Here is a 25,103-nt window from a genome sequence, read left to right on the forward strand (position 1 = left end):
CGGGTCGGTCATCCACCTGGAACCCTCCCCACCACGGAACTTCCCCGGGCGAAGACCCCGGGGCCCACGGATGCCGCCACTCGGGTGGCGGGGTGCAATAGGCCCCTGTGTAACGGGGTTGTGCCATGATGGTTGCGGGCGGGAGACCGTTAGGCCCCAGGTCGATTGAGACCGTGACCCGGCACGGGTCCCCGCCCGCTTGGACACACACCTCAACAGTTGCACGAGGCCGTCCACAGCGGACCTCGCATCACAGGGACAGACCCCATGACACTATCACCGACCTGGATTGGAATCGACGTTTCGAAAGTCTGGCTGGATATTGCCTCCGCCACCGGCCAGCGGGTGCAGCGGATCGCCAACACGGCTGATGTCATTGCCGCCTTTGCCCAGACCCTTGAGGGGGAGAGCACCATCGTGGTGCTGGAGGCGACCGGCATCTATGATAAGACCCTGCGTCATGAGCTGGCGCGGGCCGGGATCGGCCATGTACGGGTCAACCCCAGGCGGGCCCGCAACTTCGCCCGCGTCGGCGGGCACCTGGCCAAGACCGATGCGCTCGATGCCGCCATGCTCGCCCGGATGGGGCGGGCCCAGAACCTGGCGGCCGATCCGCTGCCTGCCCCCGAGCGTGAAGAACTGGCCCTTCTCAGTCGCCGCCGCGACCAGTTGGTCGCCATGCGCGCCCAGGAGAAGGGGCGCCGGAGCGAGGCTGGGGAGACGAGCCTTGTCCGGGACAGCCTGGACGAGACCATCGCTTGGCTCGATGCGGCCATCGTCAGGATCGAAACCGCCATCCCGCGCGGATCCAGGCCGATACCGCGCTCAAGGCCGAGCAGGACCTGGTACGTTCGCTGCCCGGGGCGGGGCCGGTGACTGCCGCCGTGCTCCTGGCGCAGATGCCCGAACTGGGCCGACGTTCGGGCAAGCAGATCGCCACCCTGGCCGGGCTGGCGCCGCTCAACAACGACAGCGGCACGCGGCGCGGGCAGCGATCCATCCATGTGGCCGTCGCCGCGTCCGCCAGGCCCTCTACATGGCCGCCGTCGCCTCCCTGAGGACGCAATCGCCGGCCAGCGCCTTCTATCACCGGCTGCCGCAGGCCGGAAAACCGGCCAAGCTCGCCCTCATCGCCCTGGCCAGAAAGCTCCTCGTCACCCTCAACGCCATGCTCAGAGCACGAACCCCTTCGCAACCTGATTACAGTTGCCGGGTCTTCGCCCGGGGAAGTAAGGGGTGGGGCGCGGTTCGGGGAAATGGGATACGGGTCTAGGTCTAGGTCCGAATATGCTGGGTGCTGGTACCCGCGAACGCAGGATGGCCGCGCCGAAAACAGCGTGCCTGCACGCAGCACGTTTCGGCGCCGTCCTGACGGAGCGCTTCGTGAAAACCCGGCGATTTTGGGAGAAGTGGTGCCGCAGAAGGGACTCGAACCCCCGACCCCATCATTACGAATGACGTGCTCTACCAACTGAGCTACTGCGGCGGACCGTTTGCCGAAAAGGCGAAGCGATCGGCGGTCTTTTACTGGCGCGCGCCGCAAGGCGCAAGGGCCAATTCGCGGCTTTGCGATGCCGGTTTCAGGCGCCGGGCAGAGCCGGACCCGGCACGGGCTCGGCTGCGGGCGGGGCGGCTTCGACGGCGCGGGTGGCCACGGCGCTGACCGGGACTTTCCACTCGAAGGCGTCGAGCTTGCCGGTAATGGGCGAAACCGGCTCCCATTCGTCGCTGGTGACACCATCGGCGGTCCAGACCGGATCGCGCGGGGCGCGTACGGCGCGGGCGAGCCATTCGCGGGCTTTGCCCTGGTCTCCGTTCTGGCCCTCTTCGATCTCGGCCATGAGCAGGCACACGGCCTGGCTGGGCTCGTTCGAGGCGTAATTGGCGAGCGCATTGCGCGCCAGGCTCCAGTCGAAGGCATCGACGGCGGCGCGGGCGAGGACCAGGGCGGCGGCGCGGCTGGCGGGAGGCAGGTCGATGAGTTCACGCACGCGCTTGAGCCGTTCGACGGCGGAGGCGCCGTGGACGATGTTGCCGTAAAGGCCGGCAGCATCGGGATGGCCGGTGGCGCGGTAGACGCGGCGAAGAAGGCTCATGGCCTTGCGCGTCTCGCCGCGATTGGCCTCGATGCGGGCCGCGATCAGGGCGGCCGGCACGAAATCGGGGAGGAGCTTGAGCGCCGAGAGCGCATGGCTGAGCGCGCCCTGCGGATCGCGGGTTTCGTCCTCGCGCGCCATGGCGGTCTCAAGCACGGCCTGGCGGCGGCGCAGATGGGCGCGCTCCTCGCGGTTGCGCGAGGGATGGGCCATGACCATGGCCAGGGCCTCGGCCCATTTGCCATTGGCGGTGAGATCGTCGAAGACGGCCGAACTCGCCCATTCGGGCGCCGGGGACAGCGCCGCGGCCTTGCGGGCAAAGGTCAGCGCCGCATCCTTGCGACCCTGCGCCTGGGCCTGCTCGTAAAGGCCGGAGAGCGCGGCCACGGCCGTACGCTGGTTGGCAATGAGGGCGCGGTAATGCTCGCGGGCCGCCGACATGTCGCCCAGCGCCAGATCGGCCCTGGCTTCGAGCAGCTTTGCCGCCTGATTGTCCGGGAGACGCGCCTGCGCGTCGCGCGCCAGCGAACGGGCGCGGACCGGATCGCCGGCCTGGAGCGCGATGAAACCCTCCGACAAGGCCTCGACGCCCTGGTCTTTGCGGCGCTGCCGGCTGGCTTTGGAGAAGCTGGCCGGGGCGCCGATGATGCGCCGGATGATGGCCCAGATAGCGATGACGAGGACGATCACCACGACGACGACGAAGATCGCCGTGCCGAGCCGCGGCTGCATGCGATAGCCGCCCGCTTCCAGGCTCATCGTGCCCGGGAGGCTCACGATCCAGGCGATGGCGGCGGCGACGAGGAGACTGCCGATGATCCAGCTTGCCAGTCGGATCATGGCGTCGTCCCCGCGGGGGCCAGTGCCCTGGCACGCAGGGAATCGAGCAGCGCATCGGCATCGGCATGCGCCGCGATATCGGCGGCGACGCCCTCGGCCGGCGCGCGCATGGCTTCAGGCAAAGCCGCAAGCAGGCGCACCGCATTGCGGTAGTCACGACGCGAAATGGCCGCTTCCAACTGGGACGCGACGGCTTCGGGCGTGTTGCCGGCAATCTCGCCGGCCGGACGGAAGGCGAAGATAGCCCTGAGCCAGTCGATGGTCGCCTGATCCCAGCCGGCATCGGGTTGCTGCGGGGTGGCGGCGAGAATATCGGGGAGCGCGGCATCGAATTCGCGCGTGATCTCGTCGGGACGCTTGAGCCCTTGCGGCGCCCGCTCGGTCAGCGATTGCGGAATGGCGGTTTCGGGCGCCACGGCGCGCAGGCCGTCGAGTTCGGCGGCGAAAGGCCGGCCGGTATCGAAGGCACTTTCGAGGCCCGAGAGGAGAAGCGGCAATTGCGCGGCCGGCAGTTCGGGTGTCTTCTGCGCTTCGGCCGACAATTCGGCGACCTTGCTGTCGGTGGTGCCGACCTTTTCCTCGAGCGCGCCGAGCTTGCCCGAAAGGGCGGCGAGGTTCTGCTGGAGACTGTTGACGTCTCCGGTCAACGCTTCGCCCGTCGCACCGCCGGCATTGGCGCCGAGCGTTTCGATCCGGGCGCGCAATTCGTCGATCTGGGCGGTGAGGCCGGAAAGATCGGGAGTTGCGGCAGCCGGGCGGTCGCCGGCGGCCTTGAGCGCCTCGTTGGCGGCTTCGAGCCTGGCATTGAGATCGTTCTGGAGAGCGACGAAGCGCTGCTGGAGGGCATTCAGACTAGCGGTGCTGCTGTCGGCGGCCTCGGCGAGGCGCTTTTCAAGCGCGGCAACGCGTGGATCGGCCTCGGCGGCCGGACGCGGAATGATGCCGGCGACGAAAAGGCCATAGGTCAGGGCTGTGCCGAGAATCGCTCCGCCGACGATGCCGGCAAGGGCGGTATTCCAGTGGAGACCATCGGCTTTCCTGGCGGCAGGGGTGGCGGGCTTGGACTCGGTATTGGGCTTGGCAGCGCTTTCGGCACCCGGCTTGGCGCCCTCTTCGCGCGCCGTGGTGTCGCGCGCGGAAAGATCGAGAACGGGTGGCTTAACCGGCCCGGTATTGCGCTCAGCCATGGCAAGAATCCTGTTGCGGCAAAGAATTATGACGCGTTTTGCGCCCGCGCAAAAGCCAGCGCGAGGACCATCATCCCCTCCTCGTCCGGGCGCTCGGCCACGAGGACGCGCTTGAACCCGGCTTCCACCAGGGGTTCCGCCGCCTTGCGGCTGATGCAGAGCGCGCCGAAATCCTCGAGCCCGCGCTCGCCGAGCGCGGCGCGGGTGAGATCGGCAAAGATCGCGGCGGTGCGGCGCGAATAGAAGAGGCCGGCATCGATAAGGCCATCGCGGATCTGTTCGATAATGGCCGTGGGGACCTCTTCGGCCTCCTCCATCTCATAGACCGGCACGCGGATGACCCCGACCCCGTGAGCGCCGAGCGCCGCATTGAGATCGCCGCTCAGGCGCGAGCCCGAGGGATAGAAGATCGGCGCGGTCGGCCGGCTTTCGGCGATGAGGGTGACGAGGTCCTCGAAGCTGCCATTGGCGCTGCGCACGTCGGTGAAGCCGAGGAACTGCGCCTCGCGCGCCGAACCGTCGCCCACCGCGAAGACGGGGAGATTTTCGTAGGCTCGCACGGCGCCGCGCTCGTCGAGCGCGCGCAGGGCATTGGCGCTGGAAATGGCGATGCCGCCAAAACCCTCGGCGGGCGGCAGGTCGTGGAACAGCGTCACGCGGCGCATCAGCGGCAGCTTGACGGCATCGAGGTTGAGCGCGCGCAGGCGCACCGTGGAATGGCCGAGATCAGGTTCGGGACGCGTGACCAGGATGGTGGTCATCGCTCTCGTTCTCCGAATTGCGCCAGGAATTCCGGCCCGGCCATGGCCTTGAGCTCTTCGCCCAGGCTTCGCCCGATATCGCCTGCCTGCGCGGCAGCGCCGCGGCGTTCGAGCTCGAAGACGGTGCGGCCATCGGGGCTGAGGATCTCCCCGAGCAGCACGATCTGGTCGCCCTCGCGCGTCGTCAGCGCCGCGATCGGCGTGCGGCAGGAGCCGTCGAGCACGTCGAGCAGCGCGCGCTCGGCGAGGAGTGCATCATGGGTCTGGCGATGATCGAGCGCGCCCACCAGCATACGGGTACGCGCATCGTCGGCGCGGATTTCGATGCCGATGGCGCCCTGGGCGGGCGCGGGCGGGAAGCGGCGCGGATCGAGAAGGCTCGTGACCTCGGCGCTGCGGCCCAGCCGGTTGAGGCCGGCGGCGGCGAGGAGTGTGGCATCGGCGATACCGTCGCGCAGCTTCTTGATGCGCGTGTCGACATTGCCGCGGAAGCCGACGATCTGCAGGTCCGGGCGGACGCGCAGGATCTGGGCGGCGCGACGAATCGAGGACGTGCCGAAACGGGCGCCCTGCGGCAGCCCGTCGAGATCCCTGGCGACCAGCGAGACGAAGGCATCGCGCACGTCTTCGCGCGGCAGGAAGGCGGCCAGCTCCAGCCCTGCGGGCAGGCGGGTGGCTACGTCCTTGGACGAATGGACGGCGAGGTCGATCTGGTTATCGAGCAGCGCTGCCTCTATCTCCTTGGTGAAGAGGCCCTTGCCGCCCACTTCGCTCAGGGGACGGTCGGTGATGCGGTCGCCACTGGTGGTGATCACCTCGACCGCGATGGCATCTTCCTTGACGCCATGCGCCTCCGCGAGCAGGCGACGGACCAGATTGGCCTGTGCGAGCGCGAGCTGGGAGCCGCGGGTACCGATGCGAAGGAAGGGGGCGTGCGATTGCAATTGAGCGCTGTCCTATTGTAGGCCAAGGCGGCATGAAGGCCATAGACCAGATCGACGTGAACGGGCAAGCGACTGAAACCATTTTGGGCATAGAGACGAGCTGCGACGAAACCGCCGCGGCCATCGTCGTGCGCAATGCCGACGGAACGGGGCGGATCGTCTCGAACGTCGTGCGCTCCCAGCTCGACGAGCATGCCGCCTTTGGCGGGGTGGTGCCCGAACTCGCGGCACGGGCGCATGTCGCCTGGCTCGATCACATTATCGCGCAGGCGACCGCCGAGGCCGGAATCGAGCTCAAGGACGTCGACGCGGTCGCCGCTACCGCCGGCCCCGGCCTGATCGGGGGCGTGCTGGTGGGCCTCACCACCGCCAAGGCCCTGGCCGCTGCGCTCGGCAAGCCGCTGGTCGCTGTCAATCACCTGGAAGCCCACGCGCTGACGGCGCGGCTCACCAATGGCGTCGCCTTCCCCTACCTGATGCTGCTGGTTTCCGGTGGACACAGCCAGTTCGTGCTGGTGCGCGGGGTTGGCGACTACGAGCGCTGGGGCACGACGATCGACGACGCCCTGGGGGAAGCCTTCGACAAGGTGGCAAAACTCCTCTCGCTCGGTCATCCGGGCGGCCCCGAGGTGGAAAAGGCGGCGCTCAAGGGCGATTCGCGCCGCTTCCGCTTCCCGCGCCCGCTGCTGCACGAAAGCCGGCTCGATTTCTCGTTTTCGGGGCTCAAGACCGCGGTGCGGCTGGCCGCCGAATCCATCGCGCCCATCACCGACCAGGATGCCTGGGATATCGCCGCCGGCTTCCAGCGCGCGGTGACCGACATTATCGGCACGCGCACGCGCCAGGCGCTGGAGCGCTTCAACGCGGAATTCCCGGGCCAGCCGGCACGGATCGTCGTGGCCGGGGGCGTCGCCGCCAACAAGGCGATCGGCGCGGCCCTGCGCGAAGTGACGCAGGCGGCAGGCGCCGAGCTCGTCATCCCGCCGCCCGCGCTCTGCACCGACAACGGCGCCATGGTTGCCTGGGCCGGGGCGGAACGGCTGGCGCTGGGCGATACCGACAGGCTCGATTTCGTGGCCCGCCCGCGCTGGCCGCTCGATTCGTACGATATGGGGCTGCACCATGGCGCTTGAGACTGTGGCCGTCATCGGCGCCGGGGCCTGGGGCACGGCGCTCGCGCAGGCTGCCGCCATGGCTGGCCGGCAGGTCTCGCTCCATGGCCGCTCGCCTGACCTCGCCAGCGAGATCAACGCCTTCCACACCAATGAGCGGCACCTGCCCGGCCATTCGCTGCACCCGGCGATTACCGGCCATGCCGACCTCGATGCGGCGGGGGCAGCCGACTTCATCATCCTCGCCGTCCCCGCGCAGGCGAGCCGGGACGTGCTGGAAAGCGAGCCGAAGCTCTTCGCCGGCAAGCCGGTAGTGCTCTCGGCCAAGGGCCTCGAACACGATACGCTCCTGCGCCAGAGCGAGATCCTGGCAAGCGTCGCGCCGACCGCGCTGCCCTATGTGCTTTCGGGCCCGAGCTTTGCCGCCGATGTCGCCGCCGGACGGCCGACCGCCGTGACGCTGGCCGGCACCGATGCCGAGCCGCTTGCCGCCGCACTCGCTGGACCGACCTTCCGGCCCTATGCCGCCGACGACATCATCGGGGTGGAGCTGGCCGGCAGCCTCAAGAATGTCTATGCGCTCGGCTGCGGGGCCGTGGAGGGCGCAGACCTCGGCGCCTCTGCCCGCGCCGCCTTTCTCGCCCGCGCCTATGCCGAAATGTCCCGGCTGGTGAGCGCACTCGGCGGATCGCCCACCACGCTGACCGGCCTTGCCGGCATCGGCGACCTCACGCTTTCCTGCACCTCGGTGCAATCGCGCAATTACCGCACCGGGCTGGCGCTCGGGCGCGGGGAAACGCTCGAGGGCATCGGGCTGGCCGAGGGGGTCGCGACGGCCCCTGTCGCGCGCGACCTCGCCCGCAAGCTTCATATCGACGCCCCGCTCATCGAGGCGGTAAACCTGCTGCTCGCAGGCGGGACCAGCATTTCGTCAATCGTGGCGGGCCTGATGGCCCGGCCGCTCAAGAGGGAGACCTGATACATGCCGCTCTATTCGCTCGTCGCCAAGGACAAGGCCGGCGCTCTCGAACAGCGCCTGGCCGTGCGCCCCAAGCACCTCGAGCATCTCGACAGCCTGGGCGACCGGCTGGTGATGGCCGGACCCTTCCAGACCGAGGAAGGCAAATCCACCGGCAGCTTCATGGTGGTGGAAGCCGAGGACCTCGCGGCCGCCCGCGCGCTCTTCGAGCAGGACCCCTTCGTGCGCGAAGGCATTTTCGAATCCTACGAGGTCAGCCGCTGGGCGCTGACCATCAACAAGGCAGCGGGGCGCTGACATGGCCTATTGGTTGATGAAATCGGAGCCGGACGTCTTTTCTTTCACCGACCTGACCAACAAACCCATCGAGGAATGGCACAGCGTGCGCAACTACACCGCGCGCAACAACATGAAGGCCATGAAAAAGGGCGAGAAGGCGTTCTTCTACCACTCCAATATCGGCAAGGAGATCGTGGGCATCATGACCATCGTCAATGAAGCCCATCCCGATTCCACCGCCGAGATCGAGAACGGCAAGGTCATCTGGGAATGCGTCGACGTCGCCGCCGACAAGCCCCTGCCCAAGCCGGTGACGCTCGCCCAGATCAAGGCCGATCCGTTCCTGGCGAACATGGCGCTGATCAAGCTCTCCCGCCTCTCGGTCTCCCCGGTGACCGAGGAGGAATGGAACTATATCTGCAAGCTGGGCGGCCTCTAGCCGTTTACCTTTGGCTAGCCATAGCCGTTCATAATTCCTCCCGGCCGCCCGAGCGGCCGTGGAGGAGAGAATGGATCATCTTGCAGTCAACTGGCTGGCCATCGTGCTGGCCACGGTCGCCAGCATGGCGCTCGGCGTCGTCTGGTATATGGGCCTTTCCAGGCAATGGCTCGCGGCGCTGGGCAAGACCCGCGACGAGCTCAATTCGAGCGATCCGAGCCCCTATATCTGGTCGGTCGTCGTCCAGTTCGTCATGGCCTATTTCGTCGCGCTCCTGACGCCCAAGCTTTTCGGCTCGACCGACGTCGCCAATGGCATCTGGTGCGGCATCCACATGTGGGTCGGCTTCGTCATCACCTCGATGATCCTCAACCACCGCTACCAGGGCCAGAAATGGTCCCTCACCCTCATCGACGGCGGCTACCTGCTCGGCGTGCTGATCGTCCAGGGCCTCGTGATCGGGCTTTTCGGCTAGAACGGATTGACCAGCCGCAGCCGGCCCTCGAAGACGCGCCCGGCCTGCATGTCCTCCGAATAGAGGACATCGCAGCCCGCTTCGAGGGCGGAAGCGACTATCATCGCGTCATAGATGGAGAGATCGTGCTCGCCGGCAAGGGCTAGCCCGGCGAGGTGGATTTCGACGGTCAGCGGCCTGACCTCGACAAGCCCGCGATAGGTCGCAAGGAGATAGGCGATCTCCGGATAGGGCAGGCCGAGCTTGCGCCGCGCAACCGCGGCAAACTCGTTGAGCACCTGTACGCTGACGATGCCGCCCGCCGAAAGGACCGCTTCGGCCCGGTCGGCCTTCTGCCGGTCGGCGGAGAGCGCATAGAGCAGGATGTTGGTGTCGATGAAGCTACCGCTCATTGGCGCAGTCGCGATCGAACACGAAATCGGCGGGCAGTATTCCACGATGCTTACGCAGGCGTTCGAGCAATTGCGCGCGGCCGGGCTTGCGCTCGACCACGAAATCCCGCTCGTCCTCGATGCGCAGCGTCACCTCGTCGCCTTCCTTGAGATCGAGTGCGTCGACCACCGAGGCGGGCAGCCGCACGGCCAGGCTATTACCCCATTTGGAAACCAGCATGATGCACCTCGGATATACATTCTCAAGTATGTATATCCAAAATCGCTCGGTGCAAGGAAATCAAAAGTCGCTGGTGAGGCCCTTGATCTCCCAGTCGCCGTAGCGGTTGGGTTCGAGACCGCCTCGGCCGCCTTCTTCGGGAGGGGCGTCCTTGGTGCGGGAGTCGATCTGCGCGCGGCGGGCTTCCGCTTCGGCCAGGGCCCGCCGGGCGGCCGGCGAGAGCTTGCGGCGCAGGGAATCGAAAACGGGGGTGTCGTTCATCGGACGGCTCGAAGTGACAATGCGGCGGCCACGCTCTTGTATGCAGACGAGGCAGGGACCATCATAATTGGGGAATTCTCCAAGTCGAGGTCCCTGGATCACAAGCACATGATCAACGCGTTCCGCACCGGCATTCTCCTGGCAGGCATGACCGCCCTCTTCATGGGCGTGGGCTATCTCATCGGCGGCACCAGCGGCATGATGATCGCCTTCGGCGTGGCCGTGGTGACCAACCTTTTCGGCTACTGGAACTCCGACAAGATGGTGCTGCGCATGCAGAATGCGGAGCCCGTCGACGAGCGTCGCGCGCCCGACCTCTACCGCATGGTCGAGCAGCTGGCGCGCAATGCCGGCATCCCGACGCCGGCGGTCTACCTCATCCATACCGACCAGCCCAATGCCTTCGCCACCGGCCGCAACCCGCAGAATGCGGCGGTGGCCGTGTCCTCGGGCCTCCTCCAGCGGCTGGAGCCGGGCGAAGTCGCCGGGGTCATCGCCCATGAGCTTGCCCATATCCGCAACCGCGACACGCTGACCATGGTGATCACCGCCACCATAGCCGGCGCCATCTCGATGCTGGCCCAGTTCGGCCTCTTCTTCGGCGGCGGCAACAGCGATAACCGCAACAACCCGCTCGGCGGCATCGGCGTGCTGCTGGCGGTGATCGTCGCCCCCCTGGCCGCCATGCTGGTGCAGATGGCCATCAGCCGCACCCGCGAATACGAGGCCGACCGCGACGGCGCCCAGATTTCGGGCGACCCGCTGGCTTTGGCCTCGGCGCTCTCCAAGATCGCCACGGCCGCGCCGCGCACCGTCAATGCCGGCGCCGAGCGCAACCCGGCCATGGCCCATCTCTACATCATCAACCCGCTTTCGGGCGCACGGATGGACAACCTCTTCTCCACCCACCCCGATACCGGCAACCGTATCAACGAGCTGCGCAAACTTGCCGAATCGATGCATGTCGACGACAAGGGCCGTCGCTCCGAGCCCAACGCCTTCACCCAAGACAATGTGCGCGCAGGCTGGCGCGTCCCGCCGACGGGACGCAATGATGACGACGGCAGCCGCAGCGGGCCGCCGCGTGGACCCTGGGGTTAACCGCACTTGCCCAAAGAGAAGAACCCGCCGGGGCTCAAGCTCCGCCTCCTTGCCGCCGAACGGCTGCGCGCCGTGCTCGGCGGCAACAATTTTGCCCCGTTCTCGGCCGCCGAGATCGCCGACAGTCGCGACCGCGCGCTGGCCAACCGGCTGGTGACGACGGCCCTGCGCCGCCATGGCCAGATCGACGTGGCGCTCGGCGAACTGCTCGACCGCGGCCTGCCCAAGAAGGCGGGCAGCTTCGAGGCCGTGCTGCGTCTCTCGCTTGCCCAATTGCTGTTCTTGCCGGACCTGGGCGCCCACAGCGCGCTGTTCCTGGCGGTCGAAGCCGTCAAGGCCGACCCCAAGGCGCGCCACCTTGCGGGCCTCATGAATGCAGTGCTGCGCCGGGCGCAGGCCAATTCGGCGCGCCTGTCCGGGCTCGGCGACGACCTGCTGCTGCCCGCGGCCCTGCGCGCCCGCTGGGTGGAGGCCTATGGCGAGACCAATGTCGAGCGCTTCGCCACGGCGCTGCTCGAAGGCGCCCCGCTCGACCTGACCCTCAAGGCAGAGGATTCCGAACTCATCGAGGCCTTGGGCGCGACCCCGCTGGGCCTCGATACCGTGCGCATCGCCAGCCGCGACCGGCCGGTGGAAGCGCTCTTCGGCTATGACGAAGGCCGCTGGTGGGTGCAGGACGCCGCGGCGGCCGTGCCGGCCCGCCTGGTCACGGCCGATACCGGCGCACGCGTCGCCGATTTCTGCGCCGCCCCGGGCGGCAAGACCGCCCAGCTCGTCAATGCCGGCTATGCCGTGACCGCGCTCGACAGCGACGCCCAGCGCGTCGAACGGCTGACGGAAAACCTCAGCCGCCTCGGCTTTGCCGCCGAGATCGCCATCGGGGACGCCGCCAGCTTCCGCCCGGCCAGCCGGTTCGACGCAATCCTCCTCGATGCCCCCTGCACCGCCACCGGCACATTCCGCCGGCACCCGGAAGTCATCTGGCACCGCAGCGACAGGGACGTTGCGGGCCGCGCGCAGCTGCAGCGCCAGCTCCTTGCCAACGCCGTCGACTGCCTCAATCCGGGCGGAGTTCTTGTCTATTGCGTCTGCTCGCTGGAGCCGGAAGAGGGCGAGGAACAGGTGGCCTGGGTCGCAGAACACCTCAAATCGCTTGAACTCCTGCCCGTGGCCGCCGAAGAACTCGGCTGGCTGGCACCCGCCCTTCGGCCGGACGGCACCGTCCGCATCCACCCCGGGCTCGACCTTCCCGAGGGCGTCGAAGGCAGTATCGACGGGTTTTTTGTCGCACGTTTCCGCCGTCTGGGCGGTTAGGGGTTGGAAAGTCTTTACCGGTTCTCTACGCCTCAGCGCTAGATTCTCCGGCCGGGGCTCTGAGAGGGCGCGTATTTGTTGAGTGTGATTCGGTTCCTCGCATGGCGTTGGACCTCCGGGGCCATCGGCTATGCGGCGACCATGCCGCTTCTGCGCTGGACCTGGCAGGGCCTTTCCGAAGACGCCTTTGCCGGTTCCCTGCCCGAATTCCGGCCCGCCGATACCGAAACCGTCATCGACATGATGCAGGGCCGCTACCTGCTTGCCTCCAAGCTCGTGGATACCGAAGGCACGTCCCCGTTCTCGATCGATGTCGACCACGAGGACTGGCTGCAGGCGCTGCACGGCTTCGCCTGGCTTCGCCATTTCCGCGAAGTGCGCGATGAAGGCTCAAAGCGCTTCGCCCGCACGCTCGTGCTCGACTGGATCGGGCGCGAGGGCCAGTTCGACCCCGATAGCTGGGCGCCCGGTCTCACCGCCCAGCGCGTGCTCAACTGGCTGCGCCATTATCCGCTGCTGACCGAGGGCGCCACGCCCGAACAGGCTTCGAGCATTGCCCGCGTGCTGGGCACGCAGGTGCAATCGCTCAAGGTCCGCGCCCGCTTCGTGACCGTGCCCCATGAACGCGCACTTGTCGCCGCAGCCCTGGTCGGCGCCGCGCTCTGCGACGACGAGGGGCGCGGGAACGTCGAGAAATACGCCACGCGCCTGCGCCAGGTCCTCGAAAAGCAGGTGGACGCCGATGGCCTTCACCGCTCGCGCAGCGCCCGCATTCAGCTGAACCTCCTCGTCGAGGCGGCAACCATCCGCCTGGCGCTCATCCGCGACCATGCCGACCTTGCGCACGAACTGGGTACGATCGTCGATGCCATGCACGGCGCACTCGACACGCTGACGCTGGGTTCGGGCGAGCCGGCCTATTTCAACGGGACGGGGCAGATCGCCCATGACCTCCTGGTGGCAGTGCAGGCGCAGAGCCCCGAACGGCGGCGCGACGGCGGCAGCCGGCTGCTTTCGGGCTATGGCCGGCTGGTCTGCGGCCCCGCCACGCTTATCGCCGATGCCGGCCTCGTGCCCGACCTCGCCTTTTCGGGCGACGCGACGTCGAGCGCCATGGCCTTCGAATTTTCGCACGGCACCGAACTCATCGTCGGCAATTGCGGCCCGGCCCCGGCCGAACTGCCCGACAGCAAGCCGCTCTTCCGCGGCGGCACCGCCCATACCGGCCCGACCATCAATGCGCGCTCGGCCGACGAGCTCACCGAACGAGGGCCGCTCAACGGCTACCTGCGCAGCCTCGCCCCGGCGATCGAAGCGAGCCTCGATGCCGAGGAGCAATCCCTCGTGCTGCATACGGCAGGCTACGAGGCCGAATTCGGCGTGACACTGGAGCGGCGGATGACGCTGCTCAACGACGGCCGCACGCTGGTCGGCCAGGACAAGGCGCTCGTGGCGGGCGAAGAGGTTTCGGGTGTCGTGACGCTGCGCTTTCACCTGGCGCCTGGCGCCGAGATCTGGCACGGCACGAGCGAGAACATCGCCCGCGTCTACCTCTCGAGCGGCACCACCTGGACCTTCCTCTGGGAGGGTGCGGAGATGCGCGAGGAGGAGAGCGTGCGCCAATCGGCCCATTTCGGCCTCCACCGCACGCGCCAGATCGTGCTCGAGGCCCCGGTCGAGCCCGGGCACGAGATCGCCTGGATTTTCACCCTCGAAGAGGGCTGATCCCGGTTCACATTACCGCCCTGCCGTGCTAGCGAGCCCGCAGAATTTCCCAAATCTCTGGCGGTGATGCGATGACGGACGGCGTGGTCAAGATCGGAAGGGCTCTGCTTTCGGTTTCCGACAAGGCGGGAATGGCCGACTTTGCCAGGGACCTGGCGAGCCTGGGCGTCGAGCTGGTTTCAACCGGCGGCACCCACAAGCTCATCGCCGATGCCGGCGTCAAGGTCCGCGAGATTTCCGACCTCACCGGCTTTCCCGAGATGATGGACGGCCGCGTCAAGACGCTCCACCCCAAGGTGCATGGCGGCCTGCTCGCGGTGCGCGACAATGCCGAGCACAAGGCAGCGATGGAGGCACACGCCATCGCCCCGATCGATCTCGTCGTGGTCAACCTCTACCCCTTCGAGGCGACGGTCGCCAAAGGCGCCGACTACGACACCATCATCGAGAACATCGATATCGGCGGGCCGGCCATGATCCGCTCGGCGGCCAAGAACCATGCCTTCGTGACCGTCATCGTCGACCCGGCCGACTATGCCGCGGTCATCGCCGCCATCCGCGCCGAGGGCGGCGTGCCCTATGCGCTGCGCCAGCGCCTCGCCGCCAAGGCCTATGCGCGCACGGCGGCCTATGACACGGCGATCTCGACCTGGTTCGCCAACGAGATCGGCTACCAGGACATTCCCTATCGCAGCTTTGCCGGCACGCTGCGCGAAGTGATGCGCTATGGCGAGAACCCGCACCAATGGGCGGGCTTCTATACCACGGGCGAACCGCGCCCGGGCGTTTCGACCGCGCGACAGGTGCAGGGCAAGACGCTCTCCTACAACAACATCAACGATACGGACGCCGCCTTCGAGCTGGTCTCGGAATTCGATCCCAGGGACAGCGCCGCCGTCGCCATCATCAAGCACGCCAATCCTTGCGGCGTCGCCGTGGCGGGCAATGTGGTGGATGCCTACAAGCTTGCCCTGCGCACCGACCCCGTGAGCGCCTTCGGCGGCATCGTCGCGGTCAATCGCGAGATCGACGCCAAGGCGGCCGAAGAGATCGTGAAGGTCTTCACCGAAGTGATCGTGGCGCCCTCGGCGACGCAGGAGGCCATCGACATCATCGCGGCCAAGAAGAACCTGCGCCTGCTGCTGACCGGTGGCCTCGCCGACCCCAAGGCGGCGGGCCTCAATGTCCGCACCGTGGCCGGCGGCTTGCTGGTCCAGACGCGCGACAACAAGAATGTCGATGACACCGAGTTCAAGGTGGTCACCAGAAAGCAGCCAACGGCGCAGGAACTGGTCGACCTCAAGCTTGCCGCCAAGGTGGCCAAGCACGTCAAATCCAATGCCATCGTCTATGTCCGCGACGGCGCCACGGTCGGGATCGGCGCCGGCCAGATGAGCCGCGTGGATTCGAGCCGCATCGCCTCGCGCAAGGCCGAGGACGCCGCCGAGGCAGCGGGGATCACCGAGAGCCTGACCAAGGGCTCGGCCGTGGCCTCCGATGCCTTCTTCCCGTTTGCCGACGGGCTGCTGGCGGCGGTGGAGGCCGGTGCCACGGCGGTAGTGCAGCCGGGCGGCTCGATCCGGGATGACGAAGTGATCAAGGCGGCGGACGAAGCCGGGATCGCCATGGTGTTCACCGGGATGCGGCATTTCCGGCATTAAGGCTGGGAAAGCTGAGGGATTGGAGCCGCGCGGCGTGGGTCGCGCGGGCGGAGGTTGGGGCTCGCGCCCAACCTCGATCCGGCCCCGCATGGGTAGGCCTCTGGCTCGGATGGTGGCCATAGGCATAAGACCTCACCACCTCCCCGATCTTCCCCGGCCGCAGCGCCGGGGCATGGATGCCGCCACTCGGGGGGAGTGGGGCAATAGGCCCCGGCTCTCCGGCCGGGGAAGATCGAGTGCGTTGCGCGATTTGGCCGAAGTGACCTGCCGTCAGCAGCCCCGCTACGCCCGCCCCACACCCTCCTTGATGGCCATCAGCACAGCGCATTCGCTCAACAGCACGTCACGCTCATCACTGAGGTCGTCGCGAAACCGGCGGCATAACCCCTCGTAAAGCGCGCGCATCTGCGGCTCGGCGAGATACTTCCCCTCCATGCGCTCGCGCGTAGCGCGCAGTTCCTCGACGTCAGGGCGAACAGCCATCGTGGAGCTCCTAAAGCGAAGCCCAAATCTCCCGCGCCAGTCTTGCCAGCGCAAGCGAATCCGCCCAGCGGTCGCCGAGGTCGATGCCGTCGGGGCCGGCCAGCGCATAGGGTTGTGGTCCGAGCTCGCAGAGAAAGCTCAGCTCCCCACCACCCGGATTCCGCCGTTTCCAGCTCGCCATGCCCGTCTTCCACCAGTCCGCAAACTGATCGAGCCAGGGCTTGTTGACCGGCCAGGACAATTCGGCCTGTACCTGTTCGCTCGTGGCGACGCGGCCGTGAAAGGCGTGGGTGTGTTCGAGGATGAGCGCGATCTGCGCTTGCGTCTCTTCGCTCACCGGCAGCTCGATCTCGCGGCCGACGACATAATGGGAAAGATCGGCCGTCAGCTTGAGTGCCGGGAAAGCGTCGATGAGGTCGAGCGTCACCAGCAGGTCGTTGGTCATCCTCCCGCGATGCGTCTCGATATGGACCGGAAAATCCACCTCTTCGGCAAGCCGCTGCCAGCCCTCCAGAATCCTCGCCGATTCGGCGATTGCGCGTGGGCGCACATTGGGCTGGACGTTAAGGTGGTGGAGGCCGAATTCGGTGCCCCAGTCGAGCGCGGGCTTGAGGCTGTCGATGTCGGACGGCAGCGCCAGACCCTCGACGAGGAGACCATGCCCGCTCGCCAGGCGCGAAACTTCGCGGGCCGAATCGCGGTCGAGCCAGAGCGAACCCAGGCCATCGAAACCGGCCGCGGCGACGGTATCCACCTGCTCCGCCAGCGTCGCGCCGCGGGGCGGGTTCCTCAGGTTCTGCATGGTCCAGAGCGATTGCAGGACAATGAGCTTGTGCATGATTCTGGCGGCTTCCGGTCGGGGTGGCGTTGGCGTCCCCGATGTGTAATGTCACCGGCCAGCGGTTGAAAGCGAAGGATGGATGCGATGGCCGATAAAGCTCAACTCGATGCAGTGCTGGCGCAGGTCGACAAGGATATCGACAAGAGCCTGGAGCGCCTGTTCGAGCTCCTGCGCATTCCCTCCATCTCCACCGATCCGGCCTATGCCGAGCATGTCCGCAAGGCCGCCGAATGGCTCAAGCGCGAGCTGGACGGGCTCGATTTCGATGCCGGCGTGCGCGCCACGCCCGGCCATCCGATGGTTGTCGCCCACGGCAAGGGCGAGGGCCCGCATGTGCTGTTCTACGGCCATTACGACGTGCAGCCGGTCGATCCGATCGAACTCTGGGATACCGATCCCTTCGATCCGCAGCTCATCGACGGCCGCATCCGCGCTCGCGGCGCTTCGGATGACAAGGGCCAGCTGATGACCTTCCTCGAAGCCTGCCGCGCCTGGAAGGCGGTGACGGGCAAGCTGCCGGTCAAGATTTCGATCCTGCTGGAAGGCGAGGAAGAATCCGGTTCGCCCAGCCTGCCGGGCTTCCTCGAAGAGGCCAAGGCCGAGCTCAAGGCCGATGTGGCGCTGGTCTGTGACACCGATATGTGGGACCCGCAGACGCCCTCGATCACCACGATGCTACGCGGGCTCGTCGGCGAGGAGGTGGAAATCACCTGCGCCAGCCAGGACCTGCATTCGGGCATGTTCGGCAATGCCGCGCGCAACCCCAACCAGGTGCTGGTCGATATCATCGCGAGCCTGCGCACCCCCGAAGGCGGCGTGGCCGTCGCCGGTTTCTATGACGGGGTCGCCGAAGTGCCCGAGAGCCTCAAGGCGCAATGGGCCGCTCTCGGCTTCGATGAAAAGAAGTTTTTGGGCGATGTCGGCCTTTCCCTCCCTGCCGGCGAGAAAGGCCGGCCGGTGCTCGAGCAGATCTGGGCGCGCCCGACCTGCGAGATCAACGGCATGATCGGCGGCTATACCGGCGAGGGCTTCAAGACCGTCATTCCCTCCAAGGCCAGCGCCAAGATCTCGTTCCGCCTCGTTCCAGGCCAGGACCCGAAAAAGATACGCGAAGCGTTCCGCGCCCATGTGCGGGCCCGCGTGCCCGCCGATTGTGAGGTCGCCTTCAAGGAGCATGGCGGCAGCCCCGCCATCGCCCTGCCGCTCGACGGCAAGTTCCTCACCGCCGCCAAGGCGGCCCTGGCCGAGGAATGGGGCAAGGACACCGCGCTGACCGGCTCGGGCGGCTCGATCCCCGTGGTCGGCGAGTTCAAGCGCCGCCTCGGCATGGAATCGCTCATGATCGGCTTTGCGCTCATCGATGACCGCATCCATAGCCCGAACGAGAAATACAATCTCGAAAGCTACCACCGCGGCATCCGCTCCTGGGCCCGCGTACTCGCCTCGTTCGCCTGAGTTTTTTGCGCTAAAACTCACCCCACCCCCGCACTTCCCCGGCTTCAAGCCGGGGCCTATTGCACCCCTCCACCCGAGTGGAGACGTCCATGGGCCCCGGATCTCCGCCCCGGGGAAGATCGGAGTGGAGGCGGCGCAAGCGCTGGACGGTGTGCGCCAGCCTCGCCGCCGCCTTCCAAAACTCCCTCCCAACACCCTCTTGCGCTCGCTCAAAAACTGCGGCACAAATTCCGGGCTTTGAGAAAAGCTTTTCCCAATTCGCCAGCGCCCACCATAGGCGTATCGGCGCCACCACAAAGGAAAAGCTTTTCCTTAGCGTCCGGGAAGAGGAGCCCGGGCGCAAGTTGAGACATCAGGGAGGAAACCAATGCATCTGCCAAAAGTCATGGGATTTGCCGCGCTTGCGCTCGGCACGTCCGTCTTCGCCACGCTGCCGGCCCTCTCGGCCGAAACGCTGTCCATCTGGGTGCGCGCCTCGGGCGCCAATGCCGCCCAGCACCTCGTCGACCTCTGGAATTCGGGTCACGACGACAAGCTCGAGCTCACCGTCATCCCCGACAACCAGATGGTCACCAAGCTCGCCACGGGCGTGCAGGCGGGCGAAGTGCCCGACCTCATCTCGTTCGATCTCATCTACATGCCCGACTTCATGAAGGCCGGGTTCCTCGAAGACCTCACCGCCGACCTCAAGGATGATCCCAACTATGCCGGCGTCGCCCAGGCCTACAAGGACATCGCCACCTATGAGGACAAGATCTACGGCGCCGGTTTCACCCCGGACGTCTCGATCCTCGTCTGGAACAAGGACCTCTTCCGCCAGGCCGGGCTCGATCCGGAAAAGGGCCCGGAAACCGTCCAGCAGCTCCACGAATATGCCACCAAGATCCACGCTCTGGGTGATGACATCTACGGCTTCTACTTCTCGGGCGCCTGCCCGGGCTGCAACATCTTCACCACCTCGCCCATGATGGTCGCTGGCGGCGCCAAGATCCTGCCGGCCAATCCGGGTGACGAGCCGCTCCAGGGCGATGCCATCAAGACCGTGCTGACCGAATTCAAGGCCATGTGGGACGAGGGCCTCGTGCCCGAAAGCGCCGAAGCTGATACCGGCACCAATTTCGTCGCCAACTTCTCGACCGGCAAGCTCGGCATCCAGGGCGCCGGCGGGTTCCTCATCTCGGACCTCAAGGCCAATGCCCCCAATATCGATTTCGGCGTCGGCTTCCTGCCGGGCGTCGAGCCGGGCCAGCACTCGGCCTTCGTGGGCGGCGACGTCATCGCCATCCCCAAGGGCTCCAAGCACGCCGATCTCGCCAAGCAGTTCATCAAGTGGGAGCTGACCGACGAGGCCCAGCTTGAAGGCCTGGCCAAGAACAACATCCTGCCGTCCCGCCCGGCCCTCGCCGACAACAAGTATTTCGCCGAGGAACCGCGTGTCGTCACCACCGCCAAGGCGCTCGGCATCGGCTACGTGCCGTGGGTGTTCCACTTCAACGACATGGTCAACTCCGATTCCAGCCCCTGGATCCAGATGCTGCAGACCGCGATCTTCGACGGCGACATCGATGGTGCCATCGCCACCGCCAAGGACGCCATGAAGCAGATCGCCTCCAACTAGCACGTAGTGCTTTGGACTTTGGGATCGCGACGCTGGTGAGATGTTCGCGATCCTGAACGGTTCGGGCCGCAGCCACCTCTTCACCTCCCCCTTGCGGGGGAGGTCGGGAGGGGGGTGAGCCAGGAACCCTGCATCTGACGGAGGACCCCAAAATGATAGCGACACGCAAAGGCAGCGTCGGGCTGCTCTACATGGCCCCGGCCCTGCTCTTCGTCCTCGTCTTCGTGGTCGTGCCCTTCGTCCAGCTCGTCCAGACTTCGTTCACCGATGCCTCGCTGCTGGGCGGGGGCGGCTTTGTCGGTCTTGAAAACTTCACCAGGGCCTTTGCCGACCCCACCTTCCAGCGCGCCCTGTGGTTCACCGCGCGCTATACCATCATAATAACGCCGATCCTCATGGGCCTCGGCTTTGCTTTGGCTCTGCTCACCGCGCCCAACCGGCCGCTCGAGCAATTGACGCGCGGCATCGTCTTCCTGCCGGTGGTGATTGGCCTGGGCTCATCGAGCCTCCTCTGGTTCTGGCTCTTCGACCAGCAGGTCGGCCTCATCAACCGCTTCCTCGTCGATATCCACCTTCTGGCCCAGCCCATGGTCTGGTTCACCAAGGCCGATCTCGTCATGTGGGCGGTCATCATCTCGGTGACCTGGAAAGTGGTCGGCTTCGGCATGATCCTCTTCGTCGCCGCCATCCAGTCGATCAACACCGAGATCACCGAGGCGGCCATGATCGATGGCGCCGGACCCTGGCAGCGGGTGTGGTCGATCCTGCTGCCGCTGACCCGCCGCACCATCCTGCTGGCCACGCTCATCTCGGCCATCGGCTCGATGCTGGCTTTCGACCAGTTCTACATCATGTCGGGCGGCGGTCCGCGCGGGCAGACTTTTACGGCGGTCTACTGGATCTACCAGCAGTCCTTCATCTCCTTCAAACTCGGCTATGGGGCGGCCCTGTCGCTGATCCTCACCGCCATCATCCTCTTCTTCTCCGCCATTCAGGTGTTCCTCTCCAACCGGAGCCCGGGTAATGACTGACCTCGCCGCCAATCCGGCCGAAATCGCCGCCGCCGATCATGCCCAGGGCCGGGTGGCCGGCGAACGCCGCCAACTGCGCTATCTCGTCGGCGCCATCTGCGTGGCGGTGCTCGCCATCATGCTCGCCCCGCTCGCGCTCTCGTTCCTGGCCTCGATCAAGACGCCGCAGGAAGCCTCGCAATCGCCGCCGGTCTATCTGCCCAGCCAGATCAGCTTCGAGAATTACCTCAAGATCTTCGATTTCCAGGCGGGGCTCTCGACCTATGCCTTCAACTCGCTGGCGGTGGCCGGCATCGCCATCCTGCTCTGCCTGGCACTGGCCGTACCGGCCGGCTATGGGCTGGCGCGCTTCAATTTCCGCGGCAAGGAAGTGCTCTTCCTCATCATGCTGGCGCCGCTGATGATCCCCTATCAGGCGCTGCTGACCCCGCTCTACATGATGTTCGCCAAGGTGGGCCTTGCCAATTCCCATCTGGGGCTCGCCATCATCCACACCGTGCTGCAGCTGCCGTTCTCGATCTACCTCATGCGCAATTCCTTCGAGGGCATTCCGCGCGAGCTGGAAGAGGCGGCGGTCATGGATGGTTCGTCGTCCTTCCAGGTGCTGCGCAACATCTTCGGGCCGCTCGTCATCCCCGGCATGGTGACCGTGGCGCTCTTCACCTTCATCAATTCATGGAACGAGTTCCTCGCCGCCCTGATCTTCATGAACAAGGAGACGGCCTTCACCGTCCCGATCATGCTGGTTTCGGTGCGCACCGGACGGCTGGGCGCCGTCGACTGGGGGGCGCTGCAAGCGGGCGTCATCATCTCGATCCTGCCCTGTGTGCTGGTCTACGTGCTCTTGCAGAAATATTACGTCTCCGGCTTTCTCAACGGCGCCGTCAAATAGGGAAAGACCGTCCGCAAGTGAGCCAGGATACGCAAGACAAGAGCCCCAACCGGCGCGTCACCATCCGCGATGTGGCGCGGCTGGCCGAGGTGTCGATCGGCACCGCTTCCAAGGCCATGAATGCCGGCGGACGCCTGCGGCAGGAAACGCGCGACAAGGTCATGCGCGTGGCCAAGGAGATCGGCTACCGGCCGAACGACCTGGCGCAGAGCCTCCACCGCGCCCGCTCGCGCACCGTGGGCATTCTCACCAATGACAGTTTCGGGCGCTTCAGCTTCCCCATCATCCGTGCGCTCGAAGAGCGGCTGGCCGATCAGGGTGTCGCCGTCTTCATGTGCAACGCCACCGACGATCCGGCCCGCGAGCGCCAGCATATCGACCAGCTCCTCGGCAAGCGCATCGATGGCCTGGTGGTGACGGCCCGCCGTTCCGATCGGCGTCCGGCGATCCTCGTCGGCGGCATTCCCGTCATCTACGTCTTCTCGCAGGCCGACGACCCGGATGCCCTTTGCCTCCTGCCCGATGACGAAGGCGGGGCGGTACTGGCCAGCGAGCACCTTATCGGCCTCGGCCGCACGCGCATCGCCCACATCACCGGCCCCGAGCATTTCGAAGCCGTGCAATTGCGCCATCGCGGTTTCAGCCGTGCCCTCGAACGGGCCGGGCTCAAGTCCGATCTCTTCCTCTCCGGCCCGTGGTCGGAGGAATGGGGGCGTGACGCGGTGGCAAAGCTCTTCGATGGCGCGGATGCGCCCCGGCCCGACGCGCTCTTTTGCGGCAACGACCAGATCGCGCGCGGCGCCGCCGAGGCGTTGCGCGATCGCGGCATCGCGGTGCCCAAGGATGTCGCCATCGTCGGCTTCGATAATTGGCTGGTGATGACAGAGGCGGCGCGGCCGCCGCTCACCAGCATCGACATGAACCTGCCCGCGCTCGGGCGGGAAGCAGGCGAGCGGTTGCTGGCCATGATTTCGGGCGAAAGGGAGACGGGCACGCGACGCCTGCCCGCCACTCTCGTCGTCCGCCAATCGACTGTGGAGAGTTGAGGAAATGAGAAAATACGCGCCGGTGAGCTTTCCGGATGTGCGGCTCGAAGGGGATTTCTGGCGCGAGCGCCTCGATACGGTCCTGGCCCGGACCATTCCGTCCCAGCACAAGAAGCTGGGCGAATACGGGATACTCGATTCCTTGAAGCTCCCGCAGCCGCCTCCGCCGCTGCGCTTTCCGCGCCATGCCAACGGTTTTACCGTGCAGGTCTTCTGGGATTCGGACGTCGGCAAGTGGATCGAGGCGGCGTCCTACGCCCTCGCCCATCGGCGCGATGCCGATATCGAGGCCAAGATCGAGGCCATCGTCGACGATTTCGAGAAGGCGCAGGCGCCGGACGGCTATCTCAATTGCTGGTATCTCGGCCGCGAACCCGAAAAGCGCTTCACGAACCTGCGCGACAACCACGAATTCTACAATGCCGGGCACCTGCTCGAAGGCGCCATCGCCTATTTCCAGGCGACCGGACGCCGCCGCTGGCTCTCGATCATGGAGCGCTATCTCGATCATATCTATGCGGTCTTCGGCAGCGAGGCAGGCAAGAAGCACGGCTATGACGGGCACGAGGAAATCGAGCTGGCGCTGATCAAGCTCTACCACCTCACCAAGGACCGGAAGCACCTCGACTTCGCCACCTACCTCATCAACGAGCGCGGCCACCAGCCGCCGCATTTCTTCGATGTCGAGCGCGAAGAGCGCGAGAAGAAGGGCATCGACACCCAGCGCTACGTCTTCCCGAACTACGAATATTCCCAGTCCCACAAGCCGGTGCGCGAGCAGGACAAGGTGGTCGGCCATGCCGTGCGCGCCATGTACCTCTACACCGCCATGGCGGACCTGGCGGCGGAGCTGGGCGACGAGGCCCTCAAGCATGCCTGCGAGGTGCTCTGGAAGGACGTGATGGACACCAAGATGTATGTGACGGCGGGCCTCGGCCCCTCGGCGCATAACGAGGGGTTCACCTGGGATTACGACCTCCCCAACGAGACCGCCTATGCCGAAACCTGCGCCTCGGTCGCCCTCATCTTCTGGGCGCAGCGCATGCTGCATCTCGATCTCGACGGCCAATATGCCGATATTCTGGAACTGGCCCTCTTCAACGGCGCGCTTTCGGGCCTGAGCCGTGACGGCACGCATTATTTCTACGCCAATCCGCTCGAAAGCGATGGCCGCGACACCCGCTGGGACTGGCATACCTGCCCCTGCTGCACGATGAACGTTTCCCGGCTCGTGGCCTCGGTCGGCGGCTACTTCCTGTCCGCCGCCGAAGACGGCATCGCCTTCCACCTTTACGGCGGCATCTCGACCAGCGTGGGCGTCGCCGGCACGGAAGTCGGTGTCCGCGAAATCTCCAACTATCCTTGGTCGGGCGATATCCGCATCGAGCTTTCGCCCGAAACGCCGAAAGCTTTTGACGTCAAACTGCGCATTCCCGGCTGGGCCAAATCCTTCTCGGTCAAGGTCAATGGCGAGGCCGTCTCGGCGCAGCCGGCCAACGGCTACCTCACCCTCAACCGCACCTGGTCCAAGGGTGATGTCGTGGAACTCGACCTGCCCATGGTCGCCGAGCGCCTTTACGCCAATCCTTCGGTCAAGATGGATATCGGTCGCGTGAGCCTCAGACGCGGCCCCTTCGTCTATTGCCTCGAAGGTGCCGACAACCCGGGCGGTCCGGTGCAGCGGCTGAAGCTGCCGCGCGCGGCCGAGCTCAAGGCGCAGACCCGTTCCGATCTCTTCGGCGGCCTGCCGGTAGTGACGATCTCGGCCGATGCCGTCGCCATCGACCAGGGCGGTTGGGAAAAGACCCTCTACCGCACCGATCCGCCAGGGCAGGAAAAGGCGACGCTCACCGCCTTGCCCTATTACCTCTGGGCCAATCGTGGCACCCATTCCATGGTCGTCTGGGTCCCCGAAGCCTAGCCCCGCACACTTCTACCCTCTCCCCTCGTG

General features: G+C 66.4%; 26 protein-coding genes and 1 tRNA gene. 17 read left to right on the forward strand and 10 right to left on the reverse strand.

Features of this window, described 5'->3' with window-relative positions; genetic code table 11:
• The first annotated feature begins 267 nt into the window (after nucleotides 1-267).
• Together JNE37_RS09205 and JNE37_RS22615 are read left to right on the forward strand one after the other, a co-directional pair.
• On the forward strand, nucleotides 268-876 hold the full coding sequence (locus JNE37_RS09205) for an IS110 family transposase (protein ID WP_246513598.1): 609 nt from the start codon (nucleotides 268-270) through the stop codon (nucleotides 874-876).
• A complete protein-coding gene (locus JNE37_RS22615) occupies nucleotides 873-1,058 on the forward strand; it encodes a transposase (RefSeq protein WP_246513600.1) in 186 nt (61 codons plus the stop codon). The genes JNE37_RS09205 and JNE37_RS22615 overlap by 4 nt, the downstream gene beginning before the upstream one ends.
• Before the next feature lie 352 nt (nucleotides 1,059-1,410).
• Here JNE37_RS22615 and JNE37_RS09210 read toward each other — a convergent pair.
• The 5 genes from JNE37_RS09210 to hemC all read right to left on the reverse strand — a co-directional run bounded on the left by JNE37_RS09210 (nucleotide 1,411) and on the right by hemC (nucleotide 5,828).
• Nucleotides 1,411-1,486: transfer RNA gene (locus JNE37_RS09210), tRNA-Thr, on the reverse strand.
• Between the two features lie 94 nt (nucleotides 1,487-1,580).
• Nucleotides 1,581-2,936 carry a heme biosynthesis protein HemY gene (locus tag JNE37_RS09215; protein WP_203066034.1) on the reverse strand — a complete coding sequence of 452 codons (1,356 nt, stop codon included), beginning with the start codon at nucleotides 2,934-2,936 and terminating at the stop codon, nucleotides 1,581-1,583.
• Nucleotides 2,933-4,123, reverse strand: coding sequence for a COG4223 family protein (locus tag JNE37_RS09220; protein ID WP_203066035.1), 1,191 nt, complete (start codon nucleotides 4,121-4,123; stop codon nucleotides 2,933-2,935). Before JNE37_RS09220 ends, JNE37_RS09215 begins: the two co-directional genes overlap by 4 nt.
• A gap of 26 nt (nucleotides 4,124-4,149) precedes the next feature.
• Nucleotides 4,150-4,884, reverse strand: a complete 735-nt coding sequence (locus JNE37_RS09225; RefSeq protein ID WP_203066036.1) for a uroporphyrinogen-III synthase — start codon at nucleotides 4,882-4,884, stop codon at nucleotides 4,150-4,152.
• Nucleotides 4,881-5,828, reverse strand: a complete 948-nt coding sequence (gene hemC / locus JNE37_RS09230; protein ID WP_203066037.1) for a hydroxymethylbilane synthase — start codon at nucleotides 5,826-5,828, stop codon at nucleotides 4,881-4,883. The genes JNE37_RS09225 and hemC overlap by 4 nt, the downstream gene beginning before the upstream one ends.
• A 32-nt stretch (nucleotides 5,829-5,860) precedes the next feature.
• Here hemC and tsaD point away from each other — a divergent pair, with 32 nt between their 5' ends.
• The 5 genes from tsaD to JNE37_RS09255 all read left to right on the forward strand — a co-directional run bounded on the left by tsaD (nucleotide 5,861) and on the right by JNE37_RS09255 (nucleotide 9,112).
• Nucleotides 5,861-6,961 carry a tRNA (adenosine(37)-N6)-threonylcarbamoyltransferase complex transferase subunit TsaD gene (gene tsaD / locus JNE37_RS09235; protein ID WP_203066038.1) on the forward strand — a complete coding sequence of 367 codons (1,101 nt, stop codon included), beginning with the start codon at nucleotides 5,861-5,863 and terminating at the stop codon, nucleotides 6,959-6,961.
• On the forward strand, nucleotides 6,951-7,919 hold the full coding sequence (locus JNE37_RS09240) for an NAD(P)H-dependent glycerol-3-phosphate dehydrogenase (RefSeq protein WP_203066039.1): 969 nt from the start codon (nucleotides 6,951-6,953) through the stop codon (nucleotides 7,917-7,919). The genes tsaD and JNE37_RS09240 overlap by 11 nt, the downstream gene beginning before the upstream one ends.
• 3 nt (nucleotides 7,920-7,922) lie before the next feature.
• Entirely contained in the window at nucleotides 7,923-8,216 is a 294-nt protein-coding gene (locus JNE37_RS09245) for a YciI family protein (protein WP_203066040.1), read from the forward strand.
• A gap of 1 nt (nucleotide 8,217) precedes the next feature.
• The gene (locus JNE37_RS09250; RefSeq protein WP_035037291.1) at nucleotides 8,218-8,637 is read left to right on the forward strand and encodes an EVE domain-containing protein; all 420 of its coding nucleotides are present in this window, start codon (nucleotides 8,218-8,220) and stop codon (nucleotides 8,635-8,637) included.
• 70 nt (nucleotides 8,638-8,707) lie between these two features.
• Complete coding sequence (locus tag JNE37_RS09255; RefSeq protein ID WP_182399030.1) at nucleotides 8,708-9,112, forward strand: DUF1761 domain-containing protein; 405 nt, start codon at nucleotides 8,708-8,710, stop codon at nucleotides 9,110-9,112.
• Here the strand turns inward: JNE37_RS09255 and JNE37_RS09260 are convergent.
• The 3 genes from JNE37_RS09260 to JNE37_RS09270 are packed head-to-tail and all read right to left on the reverse strand — an operon-like array spanning nucleotide 9,109 to nucleotide 9,985.
• Nucleotides 9,109-9,504: a PIN domain-containing protein gene (locus tag JNE37_RS09260; RefSeq protein ID WP_203066041.1), complete on the reverse strand. Its 396-nt coding sequence runs from the start codon at nucleotides 9,502-9,504 to the stop codon at nucleotides 9,109-9,111. The two genes, JNE37_RS09255 and JNE37_RS09260, sit on opposite strands and share 4 nt — an antisense overlap.
• Nucleotides 9,494-9,724 (reverse strand): AbrB/MazE/SpoVT family DNA-binding domain-containing protein, encoded by a 231-nt coding sequence (locus JNE37_RS09265; RefSeq protein WP_203066042.1) that lies wholly within the window; start codon nucleotides 9,722-9,724, stop codon nucleotides 9,494-9,496. The genes JNE37_RS09260 and JNE37_RS09265 overlap by 11 nt, the downstream gene beginning before the upstream one ends.
• Before the next feature lie 60 nt (nucleotides 9,725-9,784).
• Nucleotides 9,785-9,985, reverse strand: a complete 201-nt coding sequence (locus JNE37_RS09270; protein ID WP_203066043.1) for a DUF1674 domain-containing protein — start codon at nucleotides 9,983-9,985, stop codon at nucleotides 9,785-9,787.
• Between the two features lie 111 nt (nucleotides 9,986-10,096).
• Between JNE37_RS09270 and htpX the strand changes: the two genes are divergently transcribed.
• The 4 genes from htpX to purH all read left to right on the forward strand — a co-directional run bounded on the left by htpX (nucleotide 10,097) and on the right by purH (nucleotide 15,786).
• On the forward strand, nucleotides 10,097-11,086 hold the full coding sequence (gene htpX / locus JNE37_RS09275) for a zinc metalloprotease HtpX (RefSeq protein WP_203066360.1): 990 nt from the start codon (nucleotides 10,097-10,099) through the stop codon (nucleotides 11,084-11,086).
• A gap of 6 nt (nucleotides 11,087-11,092) precedes the next feature.
• Nucleotides 11,093-12,400 carry an RsmB/NOP family class I SAM-dependent RNA methyltransferase gene (locus JNE37_RS09280; RefSeq protein WP_203066044.1) on the forward strand — a complete coding sequence of 436 codons (1,308 nt, stop codon included), beginning with the start codon at nucleotides 11,093-11,095 and terminating at the stop codon, nucleotides 12,398-12,400.
• Between the two features lie 84 nt (nucleotides 12,401-12,484).
• Entirely contained in the window at nucleotides 12,485-14,125 is a 1,641-nt protein-coding gene (locus tag JNE37_RS09285) for a heparinase II/III family protein (RefSeq protein ID WP_246513662.1), read from the forward strand.
• Nucleotides 14,126-14,196: 71 nt separating this feature from the next.
• Nucleotides 14,197-15,786, forward strand: coding sequence for a bifunctional phosphoribosylaminoimidazolecarboxamide formyltransferase/IMP cyclohydrolase (purH, locus tag JNE37_RS09290; protein WP_203066046.1), 1,590 nt, complete (start codon nucleotides 14,197-14,199; stop codon nucleotides 15,784-15,786).
• 282 nt (nucleotides 15,787-16,068) lie between these two features.
• Here purH and JNE37_RS09295 read toward each other — a convergent pair whose 3' ends face one another.
• Nucleotides 16,069-16,269 (reverse strand): hypothetical protein, encoded by a 201-nt coding sequence (locus JNE37_RS09295; RefSeq protein ID WP_182399038.1) that lies wholly within the window; start codon nucleotides 16,267-16,269, stop codon nucleotides 16,069-16,071.
• Between the two features lie 10 nt (nucleotides 16,270-16,279).
• Nucleotides 16,280-17,107, reverse strand: coding sequence for a sugar phosphate isomerase/epimerase family protein (locus JNE37_RS09300; RefSeq protein WP_203066047.1), 828 nt, complete (start codon nucleotides 17,105-17,107; stop codon nucleotides 16,280-16,282).
• An 87-nt stretch (nucleotides 17,108-17,194) separates the two neighbouring features.
• On the opposite strand from JNE37_RS09300, the gene JNE37_RS09305 reads away from it, so the two are divergent.
• The 6 genes from JNE37_RS09305 to JNE37_RS09330 all read left to right on the forward strand — a co-directional run bounded on the left by JNE37_RS09305 (nucleotide 17,195) and on the right by JNE37_RS09330 (nucleotide 25,073).
• Nucleotides 17,195-18,565, forward strand: a complete 1,371-nt coding sequence (locus tag JNE37_RS09305) for a dipeptidase (RefSeq protein WP_379124555.1) — start codon at nucleotides 17,195-17,197, stop codon at nucleotides 18,563-18,565.
• A gap of 367 nt (nucleotides 18,566-18,932) precedes the next feature.
• A complete protein-coding gene (locus tag JNE37_RS09310) occupies nucleotides 18,933-20,183 on the forward strand; it encodes an ABC transporter substrate-binding protein (RefSeq protein ID WP_203066049.1) in 1,251 nt (416 codons plus the stop codon).
• A 152-nt stretch (nucleotides 20,184-20,335) separates the two neighbouring features.
• Nucleotides 20,336-21,214 (forward strand): carbohydrate ABC transporter permease, encoded by an 879-nt coding sequence (locus tag JNE37_RS09315; protein ID WP_203066050.1) that lies wholly within the window; start codon nucleotides 20,336-20,338, stop codon nucleotides 21,212-21,214.
• Entirely contained in the window at nucleotides 21,207-22,106 is a 900-nt protein-coding gene (locus JNE37_RS09320; protein WP_203066051.1) for a carbohydrate ABC transporter permease, read from the forward strand. The genes JNE37_RS09315 and JNE37_RS09320 overlap by 8 nt, the downstream gene beginning before the upstream one ends.
• A 17-nt stretch (nucleotides 22,107-22,123) precedes the next feature.
• Nucleotides 22,124-23,152 carry a LacI family DNA-binding transcriptional regulator gene (locus JNE37_RS09325; protein ID WP_246513602.1) on the forward strand — a complete coding sequence of 343 codons (1,029 nt, stop codon included), beginning with the start codon at nucleotides 22,124-22,126 and terminating at the stop codon, nucleotides 23,150-23,152.
• A 4-nt stretch (nucleotides 23,153-23,156) separates the two neighbouring features.
• Nucleotides 23,157-25,073, forward strand: a complete 1,917-nt coding sequence (locus tag JNE37_RS09330) for a glycoside hydrolase family 127 protein (protein WP_203066052.1) — start codon at nucleotides 23,157-23,159, stop codon at nucleotides 25,071-25,073.
• Nucleotides 25,074-25,103: the final 30 nt, after the last annotated feature.

The organism is Paradevosia shaoguanensis (assembly GCF_016801025.1).
GTDB classification, from domain to species: domain Bacteria; phylum Pseudomonadota; class Alphaproteobacteria; order Rhizobiales; family Devosiaceae; genus Paradevosia; species Paradevosia shaoguanensis.